Raw genomic sequence first — 12,262 nt, 5'->3', positions numbered from 1 at the left:
GAGCACTATGCTGTTCCACGTAAAAATGACCGTGAACCTGCCGGTCGACATGAATCCGCAAGCAGCCTCCCAATTGAAGGCTGACGAAAAAGCCCTGGCCCAGCGCCTGCAAGAGCAGGGCAAGTGGCGTCACCTGTGGCGCATCGCCGGTCACTATGCCAATTACAGCGTTTTTGACGTCGACAGCGTGCAGGAACTGCACGACCTGCTCATGCAATTGCCGCTGTTTCCGTACATGGCGATCGAGGTCGACGCGATGTGCCGGCATCCTTCTTCCATTCGCGAGGATGACCGCTGAACCCAGCCTGTTCAGTTCGCTACGCTAATAATTACAAGATGAGGAACCCACCAAAATGAACGTCAAGATTTCCCACACTGCCAGTGTCCAGAAGTTTCTCGAAGAGGCCAGCGGCCTGCTCAACGATGCCGGCGACCCGCGGGTCAAGGCCTTGGTTTACCGCATCCTGCGTGATTCGGTGAACATCATCGAAGACCTGGCCGTGACCCCGGAAGAGTTCTGGAAAGCCGTCAACTACCTCAACGTGCTGGGTGCGCGTCAAGAGGCTGGGTTGGTGGTGGCCGGGCTCGGTCTGGAGCATTACCTCGACCTGCTGATGGACGCCGAAGACGAGCAGGCCGGCAAGGCCGGCGGCACACCGCGGACCATCGAAGGCCCGCTGTACGTGGCGGGTGCGCCGCTGTCGGAAGGCGAAGCGCGACTGGATGACGGCGTCGATCCGGGTGTGGTGTTGTTCATGCAGGGCCAGGTCAAGAACACCGCCGGCGAACCGTTGGCCGGTGCGGTGGTGGATGTCTGGCACGCCAACACCGGCGGTACTTACTCCTACTTCGATACCACTCAATCGGAGTTCAACCTGCGTCGTCGTATCGTCACCGATGTCGAGGGTCGTTATCGCTTTCGCAGCATCGTGCCGTCGGGCTATGGCTGCCCGCCGGACGGTCCGACCCAGCAACTGCTCGATCAACTGGGCCGTCATGGTCAACGGCCGGCGCACATTCACTTCTTCATCTCGGCGCCGGATCATCGTCACCTGACCACCCAGATCAACCTCGATGGCGATCAGTACCTGCACGACGATTTTGCCTATGCCACTCGCGATGAGCTGATTGCCAAAATCACCTTCAGCGACGATCCACAGCGTGCAGCGGCCCATGGCGTCAGCGGTCGTTTTGCCGAAATCGACTTCGATTTCACCTTGCAGACCTCCGCGCAACCCGACGAGCAGCAACGCCACGAGCGGGTCCGCGCACTCGAGGACTGATATCCTCGAACAACGGAACCGGGCCACGAGATAACCGACTGTTTATCTCGTGGTCTTCGGCGTTTCGACCCTGGAATGGCCCGACGTTACCTATAACAACAATGAGAGTGACCCGATGATGCAAGCGCAACTGTTGAGTCAGCGCAGCACCGTATTCGACCACGCCGACCCTTACGCGGTGTCGGGCTACGTCAATCAGCATGTCGGTAACCATTGCATTCTGATGCCCCGGGCCGGGCGACCGCTGGCCAGCCTCAATCACCGCAAGTTTGCCAGCCTCGACCTGTGCCGCATCAGCTATGGCGGCAGCGTACGGGTCACCTCCGGCGCGCTGGAAAGCATCTATCACCTGCAAGTGTTGCTGCGCGGCAACTGCCTGTGGCGCGGCCACGGCCAGGAACACTACTTCGCGCCCGGCGAATTGCTGCTGATCAATCCTGACGATCCGGTGGACCTGACGTATTCCGACGATTGCGAAAAATTCATCCTCAAAGTCCCCACTACGTTGCTGGAATCCGTGTGCGATGAGCAGCGCTGGCGCTATCCGGGGCAGGGCGTGCGGTTTCTGGAGAACCGTTATCAGCTCGATGAACTGGAAGGCTTTGTCGGTCTGCTGGCGATGATTTGCCAGGAAGCCGAGGCCACCGAGCAGATTCCCAAGGTGCAGGAGCACTACGCACAAATCATCGTCAGCAAGATGCTCAGCCTGATGAAGACCAATGTCAGCCGGATCAGTCTCGGCTCACAGACGGCCACGTTCGAGGTGATTGCCGACTATATCGCGGGCCACCTCAAACAGGACATCGACAGCGAAGAACTGGCGCGCCAGGCGCGGATGAGTCTGCGCTCGTTGTACGGATTATTTGAACGCAACGCCGGCACCACGCCGAAAAACTACATCCGGCAAAAACGCCTTGAACGCATCAACGCCTGCCTGAGCGACCCGACCTGCAACGTGCGCAACGTCACGGAAGTGGCGATGGATTACGGCTTCCTGCACCTGGGCCGGTTCTCCGACAGCTACCGCAAACAGTTTGGCGAACTGCCGTCGGACACCCTCAAACGCCGCCACTGAAACACCGCAAATCACCTGTAGCAGCTGCCGAGCTTGCGAGGCTGCGTTCGAGTGCGTAGCGCTCGCCAACCGGAACAATGCGGTCTGCCTGAAATACCGTGCTAGCCATTTTGCGAGTGCTGCGCACTCGAACGCAGCCTCGCAGGCTCGACAGCTGCTACGTGTACGTGCACACCGCCCATTGCACAAAACGGATACAGGTCTGCACCCAGCGGATAGTCCGCCACTTCCCCCCGTCCTAGCATGGCCCTGCCTGAATAAAAACAATGGAGGCGGCGGCCATGTCCCTGCGACCCGAATACCTTCACTCCCTGCTCGAAGATGACAAAGAACAGGGCATCTATCGCTGCAAGCGCGAGATGTTCACCGACCCGCGGCTGTTCGATCTCGAGATGCAGCACATCTTCGAAGGCAACTGGCTGTACCTGGCCCACGAAAGTCAGATCCCCAACAAAAACGACTTCTACACCACCACCATGGGGCGCCAGTCGATCTTCATCGCGCGCAACAAGGACGGTGAGCTCAATGCGTTCCTCAACGCCTGCAGCCATCGTGGCGCGACGCTGTGCCGGCACAAGTCCGGCAACAAGAGTTCGTACACCTGCCCATTCCACGGCTGGACCTTCAACAACTCCGGCAAGTTGCTCAAAGTCAAAGACCCGGCCGAAGCGGGTTACCCGGCGAGCTTCAACTGCGAAGGCTCCCACGACCTGACCAAAGTCGCGCGCTTCGAGTCTTATCGCGGCTTCCTGTTTGGCAGTCTCAAGGCTGATGTAGTCCCGCTGGTTGAACACTTGGGCGAGTCGGCGAAGATCATCGACATGATCGTCGACCAGTCCGCCGATGGCCTGGAAGTGCTGCGCGGTTCCTCCAGCTACATCTACGAAGGCAACTGGAAACTCACCGCCGAAAACGGCGCCGACGGTTATCACGTCAGCTCCGTGCACTGGAACTACGCCGCCACCCAGAACCAGCGCAAGCAGCGCGAGGCCGGCGATTGCAACCCGACCATGAGTGCCGGCAGTTGGGCCAAGCAGGGCGGTGGTTTCTATTCCTTCGACAAGGGCCACATGCTGCTCTGGACCCGTTGGTCCAACCCAGAAGATCGTCCGCTGTACGAGCGTCGCGATGAGCTGGCCCAGGACTTCGGCAAGGCCCGCGCCGACTGGATGATCGAGAACTCGCGCAACCTGTGCCTGTACCCGAACGTGTACCTGATGGACCAGTTCAGTTCGCAGATCCGCATCGCCCGGCCGATCTCGGTCGACCGTACGGAAATCACCATTTACTGCATCGCCCCCAAAGGCGAAAGCGACCACGCCCGTTCGAGCCGGATTCGTCAGTACGAGGATTTCTTCAACGTCAGCGGCATGGCCACTCCGGATGATCTGGAAGAATTTCGTTCCTGCCAGACCAGCTATCAGGGCAGCGTGACCGCCTGGAACGACATGTCCCGTGGCGCCGAACACTGGATCGAAGGCGCCGATGAGGCGGCCAAGGAAATCGACCTGCATCCGCTGCTCAGCGGTGTGCGCACCGAAGACGAAGGCCTGTTCGTGCTGCAACACAAGTATTGGCAGCAGACCATGCTCAAAGCCCTGGCCGCCGAGCAGTCCGACCTGATTCCTGTGGAGGCCGTGCAATGACCATCACCTATGACACCGTGCGCGACTTTCTCTACCGCGAAGCCCGTTACCTCGACGACCGGCAGTGGGACGAATGGCTGGAGTTGTACGCCCCGGACGCGACGTTCTGGATGCCGTCCTGGGACGACAACGACGAGTTGACCGAAGACCCGCAGCGGGAAATCTCACTGATCTGGTACGGCAACCGCACCGGCCTGGAAGACCGCGTTTTCCGCATCAAGACCGAGCGTTCCAGCGCCACCATGCCGGACACCCGCACCTCGCACAACATCAGCAACATCGAGCTGCTCGAGCAGGCCGACGGCTTCTGCAAGGTGCGCTTCAACTGGCACACCCTGAGCTTTCGCTACAAGACCGTCGACAGCTATTTCGGCAGCAGTTTCTACACCCTCGATGTGCGCGGTGAAAACCCGCTGATCAAGGCCAAGAAAGTGATCCTGAAGAACGATTACGTTCGCCAGGTCATCGATGTCTACCACCTGTGAGGCAGCGGTCATGACTCATTCCATCGCATTCAATTTTGAAGACGGCGTCACCCGATTCATCGACGCCAATGTCGGCGAAACCGTGGCCGACGCCGCGTATCGCCAGGGCATCAACATTCCACTGGATTGCCGCGACGGCGCTTGCGGTACCTGCAAATGTTTCGCCGAGGCCGGCCGTTATGATTTGGGCGAGGAGTACATCGAAGATGCGCTCAGCGCGGAAGAGGCCGAGCAAGGTTTCGTCCTGACCTGCCAGATGCGCGCCCAGAGCGATTGCGTGGTGCGCGTGCCGACCTCATCCGAGGTGTGCCGCACCCCTCAGGCCAGCTATGACGCCACCATCAGTGCCGTGCGCCAGTTGTCCGACAGCACCATTGCGCTGTCGATCAAGGGCGAAGCCCTGAGCAAACTGGCGTTCCTGCCGGGGCAATACGTGAACCTCGGGATTCCCGGCAGCGAGCAGACCCGCGCCTATTCGTTCAGCTCGTTGCAGCGCGACGGCGAAGTCAGTTTCCTGATCCGCAACGTGCCCGGCGGCTTGATGAGCAGCTTCCTCACCGGCATGGCCAAGGCCGGCGACAGCATGAGTCTGGCTGGGCCGTTGGGCAGTTTCTATCTGCGCGACATTCGCCGTCCGTTGTTGCTGCTGGCCGGTGGTACGGGGCTGGCACCGTTCACGGCGATGCTGGAAAAAATCGCCGAACAGGGCAGTGAGCATCCGTTGCATTTGATCTACGGCGTGACCAACGATTTCGATCTGGTGGAAATGGATCGACTCGAAGCGTTTGCCGCGCGAATCCCTAACTTCAGCTTCAGTGCCTGCGTCGCCAACCCGGACAGTCAGCACCCGCTCAAGGGCTACGTGACCCAGCACATCGAGCCGCAGCATTTGAACGAAGGCGACGTCGATGTCTACCTGTGCGGCCCGCCGCCGATGGTCGAGGCCGTCAGCCAGTTCATCCGTGAAAAAGGCATCGCGCCGACAAACTTTTACTACGAGAAATTTGCCGCCAGCGCGGCGTAAGTATCAGCAACGACACCGTCTGTGTAGCAGCTGCCGAGCCTGCGAGGCTGCGTTCGGCTGCGAAGCAGTCGTGATACTTGAGTGCACGGTCTTCCTGATGCACCGCATGCACTGATCTTACGGCTGCTTCGCAGCCGAACGCAGCCTCGCAGGCTCGGCAGCTGCTACAGATAGCCGTTCCCTGCGAAATTGATCTTCGCATCGAGGTATGTATGAACAGATTCAAAGAGAAAGTCGCGCTGATCACTGGAGCTGCCCAAGGCATCGGTCGGCGCGTTGCCGAGCGCATGGCGGCGGAAGGGGCGCGGTTGATTCTGGTCGATCGCTCCGAGCTGGTATTCGAGGTGCAGAAGGAATTGGGGGCTGTGAGCCAGGTGCTGGCGCTGACCGCCGATCTTGAGCAATACAGCGAATGCAGCCGCGTCATGCAAACCGCCGTCGAGCGTTTCGGGCGTCTGGATGTGCTGGTCAATAATGTGGGCGGGACGATCTGGACCAAGCCTTTTGAGCATTACGAAGCGTCGCAGATCGAGGCCGAAGTGCGCCGTTCGCTGTTCCCGACGCTCTGGTGCTGTCATGCCGCGCTGCCGTTCATGCTTGAGCAGGGGAGTGGCGCCATCGTCAACGTTTCGTCCATCGCCACGCGCAGTGTCAATCGCGTGCCGTACGGTGCAGCGAAGGGTGGGGTCAACGCGTTGACCGCTTGCCTGGCCTTCGAAACCGCCGGTCGCGGGATTCGGGTCAATGCCACCGCGCCCGGTGGCACCGAAGCACCGCCGCGGGTCATTCCGCGCAACAGCGCCGATCAGAGCGCGCAAGAGAAGGTCTGGTATCAGCAGATTGTCGACCAGACGCTCGACAGCAGTTTGATGAAGCGCTACGGCACGCTGGATGAACAGGCAAGCGCTATTCTGTTTCTGGCCAGCGACGAAGCGTCCTATATCACCGGCATGATCATGCCGGTCGGTGGCGGCGACCAGGGCTGAGCAAACTACAGGCGACGCTGAAACGCTTTGATGATTCTGAGCGTGGCGTCGCTTGTGTTCAGGTTCTGGACTGCGTCCAGCGGATACCAGATGCAATCGAAAATTTCGTTTTGCGGGCGGGCCTCATCCGTGTTCGCCACAAAGGCCTCGTATACATGGTGTCGGGTGCTGCCCGTTTGCAACTCCATCAGATACAGCAACCCGTCGGCTCCAAGCCCTGTCTCTTCCTGAAGCTCTCGCGTGGCGGCGTCGGCAATGGCTTCACCACGCTCAACCTTTCCGCCGGGCAGCATCCAGCGACTCCTTGGCTTGCGCACCAGGAGAATGTGCCGGTCCTGCTCGCAAATGACGGTCGCGCGTACTTTCATGTGTTACCTGATTGCCGTTTGTCATAAATCAGTCATAAAAATGCAATATTCGAGCCGAGGTGTCTGTCTCACTGGTTGGAGTGATGGACGAAGTTGAAAGTGCAACCGGATGTCGGAATCCTGGCGCGACGTCTGGTCGGCACTTCATGGAAGGTCGGGTGTAAGGTATTCAAGTGAATCCAGGATCATCACTGCCGAAATGGAGGTGACTATGAGCGTTCCGATGCTGACCAAAATGCACATGAACGGTTATGACGTGCTCAGCGTGAACAACGGCCCGTGGCGGGTGTGCACCAAAGGTGACCGGCTTGGAGCCTTTGGCAGTAGAGAGGAAGCATTGGCCTTTGCGGCCGCTCTTCCCGGCTACAAGGCCAAGGCAAGTCGGCCTGCACGCAGCCAGAAATCAGATAAATAGCGCACTTGCAGCCCCGGTTCGCCGGGGCTTTTCTTTGCTGGGCGCTGAAGTCCCGGGCTAATAACCGCCGCCGGTGCTGCGGGAGGGCTCTCGGGCTTTTTGCTGCGTGTTACTCCATTCTGCGCAGGTCATGAAGCTTTTATGGTCGACCTTGCCCCTGCCATCGAAACTGACGTTGTACGTTTGCTGGTGGCCGGTCTGCGTCAGCTTGTAGTCAAAGCAAGTGCCAGGCTCAACGGTGCGACCCGTTATCGATAATGGCTGGCCGCCGATCTGCTGGACTTGATCCTTGCTCATGCCGGTCTCGACCTTTGCGACCAGCGGCTGATCCCGATAGACACGCGATTCGGAGCTGCAGCCACCCGACGCGGCCAATACAACGACCAGCGCGCATAGAGGCTTGTGCATGGCAGTGCTCCTGCTAATGAGCTTTCGTACGAGTGATCACCTTGGCTTTCACTTCCTCGGCATAACCCTTCAGTCGTTCTTCATCTCCCTGAAATAACTCGCACAGTTTCAGGGTTGCTTGCGCATCCACATCATTGCCGGCCAGGCGTAGCTGCTCTGCGATACGCAAAAGCTCTACCGCTGACCATCTCAAATCCGACGCAACGCTTTGCAGGTTACGCCGAAGTTCGTTTTCAGATTCGTTAAGCCACATGATGACCTCCTGCCAATCCCCGCTACGAAATTTTAGTCCCATTTCCCGGGTCAGGGCGTTTTGTTCGTCTGGACCGTAGGTACAGCCTTTTGTCGGGAAAATGAACGCGAACCCGCAGATCTGATGTCGTAGTGAGGTAGTGAATCTTTGCTAGGGCGAGGCAACTTCAAATGACGGCTACTGATGACTTTAGATTTCATGCCCATGAGCTGATGGTTGATCTGGACGCGGCCACCACGGAAATGATGAAACTGATTTCTGCACATCAGCTGAGCGGCCCGGAATGGGAGCGGGTTACTCAATGGCAGCATGAAGCGTATGAAAGATGGATGACTTATCTGAACGAGAGGTCGTATCCGGATCCCGGCGATCACAACGCCCCTTGTTGAGTCTGTGCAACGGATGGATGTCTGGACAGCGACGCGCTACATTCCCTTTTTTCGGGATAAGGACGCGTCATGCGCAAATTGATTGGGGGAGTAGGGTTGGCGTTGCTGGCGGGCTGTTCGTTGCCCACGTCCCTGGTGCCAGGTGAGCCCAATGTCAGCAAGTACAGCAACAAGGCGCCAAAAGACTATGCCGCGTGCGTGCTGCCGGCGTGGCAGAAGGAGATACCCAACACGACCCAATCGGCGATTTCCAATGGCTACAGGGTCACGGCGCCGAGCATCATCACGGCCGATGAGATCGTGGATATCGTGAAATCGAAGGATGGCAGTCACGTATCGCTTTATCAGGGGCCGCCCTGGGCGAAATCCGGGGCGTTGCGTCAGGCAGTGCGTGATTGTCTGTAAGGTTTAGTCGGTGATATCGGTCACCTGGATGATCGGGTCGTCGCTTGCCTGAGTGCTCGCACCGATTTTCTTTTCCCGACGATCGTTCATCCAGTTGTCCACCTGACCATTGAATTGCGCCGGCGCTTTTCGTCCTACCTTCCTGGCGAGATCAAGAATGGTCTGCTGGGCGAGGGCGTCTTCCATGCGTTTCTGTGCGGTCATCATGGCGGCATGCACCGAGCACTGACCCGCCAGCGCCCACGCCGGTGCGGAACCTTCGAACAAGGCGCAACGTCCCCGAATCTCCCGGCAATCGAAGATGAGCTTCTGGCCGTCAATGGCATTGACGATATCCAGAATGCTGATTTCGTCAGAAGGCCGGGCCAGCTTGAACCCGCCGCGCACGCCTTCAGTGGCGACCACCAGTTTTGCCTTGGCCAGTTTGGTGAAAATTTTTGCCAGATAGTCCTGAGGCACGCCTTGCAGCTCGGCAAGGTCACGCACGCTCGCCTCACGGGTATCGCCGCTATTGCCCACCAAAAAAATCAGGCAATGAATGCCGTACTCAACGCCTGCGCTGTAAAGAGACATATCAATCTCCGACTGAAGTTGTCGTAAATGTTAACAGCGGAAAGCGAGCCGAGCAACGCATCCGGTCGCGTATTCACTGCTCGTTGTGCGTCGGAGTTGGCTGTTTATAAGCCTTTATGAACAAATCAAACTTTTCGATACTAACCATCAGTAATTTCGTTTTGTGCCAAGTAACTAGGATCAATATAGTCGCCGTTGTCCGGTCAGCAGTGGTCAGCAGTCGCTACCGAAGAGCGTGACCTTTAACGAATTCATCACTTGGTCTTTCTCCCCGGAGTTAAAAATGAAACAGCACATCCTGGTTATCGGCGCAGGTTTCGGTGGCATGTGGACGGCTTTGAGCGCCACGCGTCTGTTCGACATTCATGGTCACAACGACGTTGAAGTGACCGTTCTGGCCCCTCAGGCCGAGCTGCGAGTCCGTCCGCGCTTCTACGAGCCGAATGCTCACCAACTGGCCGCACCGATCGGCGAGCTGTTCGATGCGGTCGGCGTCAACTTCATCAAGGGCTCTGCCGAGACCATCGACGTTGAGCAAAAACGTGTCGGCTACCTCGATGCGTCGGGCAACCAGCAAGTGTGCAGCTACGACAAACTCGTTCTGGCGACCGGCAGCCGCCTGGCACTGCCGAACACGCCAGGTGTGGCGGAACACGCCTTCGACGTGGATCAGATCGAACAGGCTGTACGCCTGGAAAATCACCTCAAGTCCCTGGTCAACCTGCCAGAAAGCAAAGCTCGCAACACCGTAGTGGTGGCCGGCGGTGGCTTCACCGGGATTGAAACCGCGACTGAAATGCCTGCGCGTTTGCGTGCCATCCTGGGTGATCGTGCCGACATCGAAGTGATCATCGTTGATCGTGGCGAGAAGGTTGGCGGGTCCATGGGCACCGAGATCGCCAAGTCGATCGCTGAAGCCAGTATTGAAACGGGGGTGAAATGGCGCTTGAAATCGTCGGTGGTCGCCGTCGATGAAAATGGCGTGACCCTGGACGATGGTCAGCGCATCGATGCCAAAACCGTGGTCTGGACCACCGGTGTGTGCGCCAGCTCGTTGACCGAGCAGATCCCGGCCGAACGCGATCACCTGGGCCGTCTGCACGTCGACGCGCACTTGAAAGTCATTGGCCAGGAAGACATCTTCGCCACCGGCGACGTCGCCTACGCCGCCAGCGATGACATCGGCAACTTCGCACTGATGACCTGTCAGCACGCCATCTCGCTGGGTCGTCATGCCGGCAACAACGTGGCTGCACAGATCCTGGGCGTGGACCCGACCCCGTACAGCCAGCCTAAATACGTGACCTGCCTGGATCTGGGCGCCTGGGGAGCGGTCTACACCGAGGGTTGGGACCGCCAGGTGAAGTTGGTCAAGGAGGAAGCCAAGGCGTTGAAGACCCAGATCAACACGATGTGGATCTACCCGCCCGCGGCTGATCGTGTCACTGCGCTGGCTTCAGCGGATCCGATGATTCCTGTCGCCTGAAACGTCGGCAGTGTTGCTTCGATAACGCTGCCTGCTTGGAAAAAATCCCGCCCGGGTTCTCTTGGGCGGGATTTTTTTTTGCGCCTTGAACGGTTGCGGTCGTGAAATTTAGCGTGTACTTTTTCATGAAAATATAAGTATAAAAATTCACGAGGCCTGCATGTTTCAGCAATCTACCCAGCACGTCGCCAGCTATTACGCCCACACCTGCGCCGATCGCCTGTTCGATCGAGCCGCGTTGGAGGGTGAGCAGGACACCGAAGTGTTGATCATCGGGGCGGGCTTCAGTGGATTGCATACGGCGTTGCGCCTCGCCCTGGCCGGTAAGCGCGTGACGTTGCTGGAAGCCAGTCGGGTGGCCTGGGCCGCCTCGGGCCGCAATGGCGGTCAGGCCATTCTCGGTTGGTCGTGTGACATGCCGCCGTTGGAGGCGGCGCTGGGTTATGAGCGTGCGCGCCGGTTATGGGACAGCATGCGTTGGGCTGCTCGGGAGTTGCGAGACTTGCCCGCGCGCCATGGTTTCGATTGTGACTATCGGCCCGGCCACCTCTGGACGTCGGTGATGCCGCGTCGGGTGAGTCTGCTGACAGAATGGCAACACGAGGCCAGCCACAAGTGGGGCCACGATGGTTTGCAGTTCATTTCGCGCGAGGCGTTGCCTGATTGGGTCGCCAGTGAGCGTTACCAGGCAGGCCTGTTTGATCCTGAAGGCGGGCATTTGAATCCGCTGAAACTGGCGCTCGGCCTGGCCGCTGCGATTGAACGGGCCGGTGGACGCATTCATGAACAGAGCAAGGCGTTGAGTTATCGCGAAGAGAGTGGTCAGTACGTAGTCACCACTGAGCGCGGTCGCATTCGCGCTGACGTGCTGGTGCTGGCGTGCAACGCCTACCTTGATCGGCTTGATCCGAAGCTGTCGAGTTGCGTGTTGCCGGTTGGCACTTATCAGGTGGCCACCGCGCCACTTTCAGAGCAACAGGCGACCGCGTTGCTGCCCGGCAATGTGTGCGTCACCGACAACCAGTTTGTTCTCGATTATTTCCGCCGTACGCCGGACAACCGCCTGCTGTTTGGTGGTGGTTGCACCTATTTGGGCGGCATGCCGAAGGACATCGCCGCCGCGACACGGCCTTATCTGGAGCGCGTGTTTCCCCAGCTCAAGGGCGTAGAACTGGACTTTGCCTGGGGAGGACACATCGATCTGACCCTCAAGCGCACGCCTGATATCGGTCGACGTGGCGATCTCTACTGGCTACAGGGCTACTCCGGACACGGCGTGCTGCCGACTTTGGCCGGGGCGCGTGCCGTGTCCGACGCGATACTTGGCCAGCCGGATGAGCTGGCGTTGTATCAAGGTTTGACCAACTGCAGTTTTCCCGGTGGAAAGTATCTGGCAGCACCGCTGGAAGCCATCGGCAAGGCCTGGTATCGGCTGCGCGACAGTATTTGAAGCATTAATTTCGGGA

Annotated in this window: 17 protein-coding genes; 12 read left to right on the top strand and 5 right to left on the bottom strand. The window is 58.8% G+C overall.

Translation table 11 applies throughout. The annotated features are described in order from the left end of the window. Positions 1-7 precede the first annotated feature (7 nt). From catC to ACMXYI_RS25760, 7 genes are all read left to right on the top strand, one after another. Positions 8-298, top strand: coding sequence for a muconolactone Delta-isomerase (catC, locus tag ACMXYI_RS25790; protein WP_415769640.1), 291 nt, complete (start codon positions 8-10; stop codon positions 296-298). A gap of 55 nt (positions 299-353) precedes the next feature. Further along, complete coding sequence (catA, locus tag ACMXYI_RS25785; protein ID WP_415769639.1) at positions 354-1,283, top strand: catechol 1,2-dioxygenase; 930 nt, start codon at positions 354-356, stop codon at positions 1,281-1,283. A 115-nt stretch (positions 1,284-1,398) separates the two neighbouring features. Then, a complete protein-coding gene (locus ACMXYI_RS25780) occupies positions 1,399-2,358 on the top strand; it encodes an AraC family transcriptional regulator (RefSeq protein WP_415769638.1) in 960 nt (319 codons plus the stop codon). Between the two features lie 281 nt (positions 2,359-2,639). Next, on the top strand, positions 2,640-4,004 hold the full coding sequence (gene benA, locus ACMXYI_RS25775) for a benzoate 1,2-dioxygenase large subunit (protein WP_415769637.1): 1,365 nt from the start codon (positions 2,640-2,642) through the stop codon (positions 4,002-4,004). Further along, positions 4,001-4,489, top strand: a complete 489-nt coding sequence (benB, locus tag ACMXYI_RS25770; RefSeq protein WP_095129739.1) for a benzoate 1,2-dioxygenase small subunit — start codon at positions 4,001-4,003, stop codon at positions 4,487-4,489. The genes benA and benB overlap by 4 nt, the downstream gene beginning before the upstream one ends. A 10-nt stretch (positions 4,490-4,499) precedes the next feature. Next, positions 4,500-5,513, top strand: coding sequence for a benzoate 1,2-dioxygenase electron transfer component BenC (benC, locus tag ACMXYI_RS25765; RefSeq protein ID WP_415769636.1), 1,014 nt, complete (start codon positions 4,500-4,502; stop codon positions 5,511-5,513). Positions 5,514-5,725: 212 nt separating this feature from the next. After that, positions 5,726-6,499, top strand: a complete 774-nt coding sequence (locus ACMXYI_RS25760; RefSeq protein ID WP_415769635.1) for a 1,6-dihydroxycyclohexa-2,4-diene-1-carboxylate dehydrogenase — start codon at positions 5,726-5,728, stop codon at positions 6,497-6,499. Between the two features lie 5 nt (positions 6,500-6,504). Here the strand turns inward: ACMXYI_RS25760 and ACMXYI_RS25755 are convergent, their stop codons facing one another. Next, entirely contained in the window at positions 6,505-6,867 is a 363-nt protein-coding gene (locus tag ACMXYI_RS25755; protein WP_415769634.1) for an NUDIX hydrolase, read from the bottom strand. Positions 6,868-7,078: 211 nt separating this feature from the next. Between ACMXYI_RS25755 and ACMXYI_RS25750 the strand changes: the two genes are divergently transcribed. Further along, on the top strand, positions 7,079-7,282 hold the full coding sequence (locus ACMXYI_RS25750) for a hypothetical protein (RefSeq protein ID WP_008154564.1): 204 nt from the start codon (positions 7,079-7,081) through the stop codon (positions 7,280-7,282). Between the two features lie 57 nt (positions 7,283-7,339). Here ACMXYI_RS25750 and osmE read toward each other — a convergent pair whose 3' ends face one another. Next, entirely contained in the window at positions 7,340-7,690 is a 351-nt protein-coding gene (gene osmE / locus ACMXYI_RS25745; RefSeq protein ID WP_415769633.1) for an osmotically-inducible lipoprotein OsmE, read from the bottom strand. 13 nt (positions 7,691-7,703) lie between these two features. Continuing rightward, positions 7,704-7,943, bottom strand: a complete 240-nt coding sequence (locus tag ACMXYI_RS25740; RefSeq protein ID WP_134417118.1) for a hypothetical protein — start codon at positions 7,941-7,943, stop codon at positions 7,704-7,706. A 170-nt stretch (positions 7,944-8,113) separates the two neighbouring features. Here ACMXYI_RS25740 and ACMXYI_RS25735 point away from each other — a divergent pair, with 170 nt between their 5' ends. Further along, a complete protein-coding gene (locus ACMXYI_RS25735; RefSeq protein WP_129443501.1) occupies positions 8,114-8,332 on the top strand; it encodes a hypothetical protein in 219 nt (72 codons plus the stop codon). 69 nt (positions 8,333-8,401) lie between these two features. Then, the gene (locus ACMXYI_RS25730) at positions 8,402-8,737 is read left to right on the top strand and encodes a hypothetical protein (protein WP_415769632.1); all 336 of its coding nucleotides are present in this window, start codon (positions 8,402-8,404) and stop codon (positions 8,735-8,737) included. Between the two features lie 3 nt (positions 8,738-8,740). On the opposite strand, the gene ACMXYI_RS25725 is transcribed toward ACMXYI_RS25730, so the two are convergent. Then, positions 8,741-9,310, bottom strand: a complete 570-nt coding sequence (locus tag ACMXYI_RS25725; protein ID WP_415769631.1) for an RrF2 family transcriptional regulator — start codon at positions 9,308-9,310, stop codon at positions 8,741-8,743. A gap of 283 nt (positions 9,311-9,593) precedes the next feature. Between ACMXYI_RS25725 and ACMXYI_RS25720 the strand changes: the two genes are divergently transcribed. Then, positions 9,594-10,796 (top strand): NAD(P)/FAD-dependent oxidoreductase, encoded by a 1,203-nt coding sequence (locus tag ACMXYI_RS25720; RefSeq protein ID WP_415769630.1) that lies wholly within the window; start codon positions 9,594-9,596, stop codon positions 10,794-10,796. Here the strand turns inward: ACMXYI_RS25720 and ACMXYI_RS25715 are convergent. Beyond that, complete coding sequence (locus ACMXYI_RS25715) at positions 10,753-10,947, bottom strand: hypothetical protein (RefSeq protein ID WP_415769629.1); 195 nt, start codon at positions 10,945-10,947, stop codon at positions 10,753-10,755. The genes ACMXYI_RS25720 and ACMXYI_RS25715 overlap by 44 nt on opposite strands. A 9-nt stretch (positions 10,948-10,956) precedes the next feature. Here ACMXYI_RS25715 and ACMXYI_RS25710 point away from each other — a divergent pair, with 9 nt between their 5' ends. Beyond that, positions 10,957-12,246 carry an NAD(P)/FAD-dependent oxidoreductase gene (locus ACMXYI_RS25710; RefSeq protein WP_415769628.1) on the top strand — a complete coding sequence of 430 codons (1,290 nt, stop codon included), beginning with the start codon at positions 10,957-10,959 and terminating at the stop codon, positions 12,244-12,246. The last annotated feature ends 16 nt before the right edge of the window (positions 12,247-12,262 follow it).

The sequence above is a fragment of the Pseudomonas lyxosi genome (assembly GCF_047758685.1).
In the GTDB taxonomy this organism is placed as follows: Bacteria; Pseudomonadota; Gammaproteobacteria; order Pseudomonadales; family Pseudomonadaceae; genus Aquipseudomonas; species Aquipseudomonas lyxosi.
Note: the sequence above shows the minus strand (reverse complement) of the source record. Positions and strands in the feature narration are given on the sequence as shown.

Excerpts from the sequence above, each read along its gene's own strand:
- catC (WP_415769640.1), top strand. The coding sequence starts at position 8 with ATGCTGTTCCACGTAAAAATGACCGTGAACCTGCCGGTCGACATGAAT.
- catA (WP_415769639.1), top strand. The coding sequence starts at position 354 with ATGAACGTCAAGATTTCCCACACTGCCAGTGTCCAGAAGTTTCTCGAA.
- ACMXYI_RS25780 (WP_415769638.1), top strand. The coding sequence starts at position 1,399 with ATGATGCAAGCGCAACTGTTGAGTCAGCGCAGCACCGTATTCGACCAC.
- benA (WP_415769637.1), top strand. The coding sequence starts at position 2,640 with ATGTCCCTGCGACCCGAATACCTTCACTCCCTGCTCGAAGATGACAAA.
- benB (WP_095129739.1), top strand. The coding sequence starts at position 4,001 with ATGACCATCACCTATGACACCGTGCGCGACTTTCTCTACCGCGAAGCC.
- benC (WP_415769636.1), top strand. The coding sequence starts at position 4,500 with ATGACTCATTCCATCGCATTCAATTTTGAAGACGGCGTCACCCGATTC.
- ACMXYI_RS25760 (WP_415769635.1), top strand. The coding sequence starts at position 5,726 with ATGAACAGATTCAAAGAGAAAGTCGCGCTGATCACTGGAGCTGCCCAA.
- ACMXYI_RS25755 (WP_415769634.1), bottom strand. The coding sequence starts at position 6,867 with ATGAAAGTACGCGCGACCGTCATTTGCGAGCAGGACCGGCACATTCTC.
- ACMXYI_RS25750 (WP_008154564.1), top strand. The coding sequence starts at position 7,079 with ATGAGCGTTCCGATGCTGACCAAAATGCACATGAACGGTTATGACGTG.
- osmE (WP_415769633.1), bottom strand. The coding sequence starts at position 7,690 with ATGCACAAGCCTCTATGCGCGCTGGTCGTTGTATTGGCCGCGTCGGGT.
- ACMXYI_RS25740 (WP_134417118.1), bottom strand. The coding sequence starts at position 7,943 with ATGTGGCTTAACGAATCTGAAAACGAACTTCGGCGTAACCTGCAAAGC.
- ACMXYI_RS25735 (WP_129443501.1), top strand. The coding sequence starts at position 8,114 with ATGACGGCTACTGATGACTTTAGATTTCATGCCCATGAGCTGATGGTT.
- ACMXYI_RS25730 (WP_415769632.1), top strand. The coding sequence starts at position 8,402 with ATGCGCAAATTGATTGGGGGAGTAGGGTTGGCGTTGCTGGCGGGCTGT.
- ACMXYI_RS25725 (WP_415769631.1), bottom strand. The coding sequence starts at position 9,310 with ATGTCTCTTTACAGCGCAGGCGTTGAGTACGGCATTCATTGCCTGATT.
- ACMXYI_RS25720 (WP_415769630.1), top strand. The coding sequence starts at position 9,594 with ATGAAACAGCACATCCTGGTTATCGGCGCAGGTTTCGGTGGCATGTGG.
- ACMXYI_RS25710 (WP_415769628.1), top strand. The coding sequence starts at position 10,957 with ATGTTTCAGCAATCTACCCAGCACGTCGCCAGCTATTACGCCCACACC.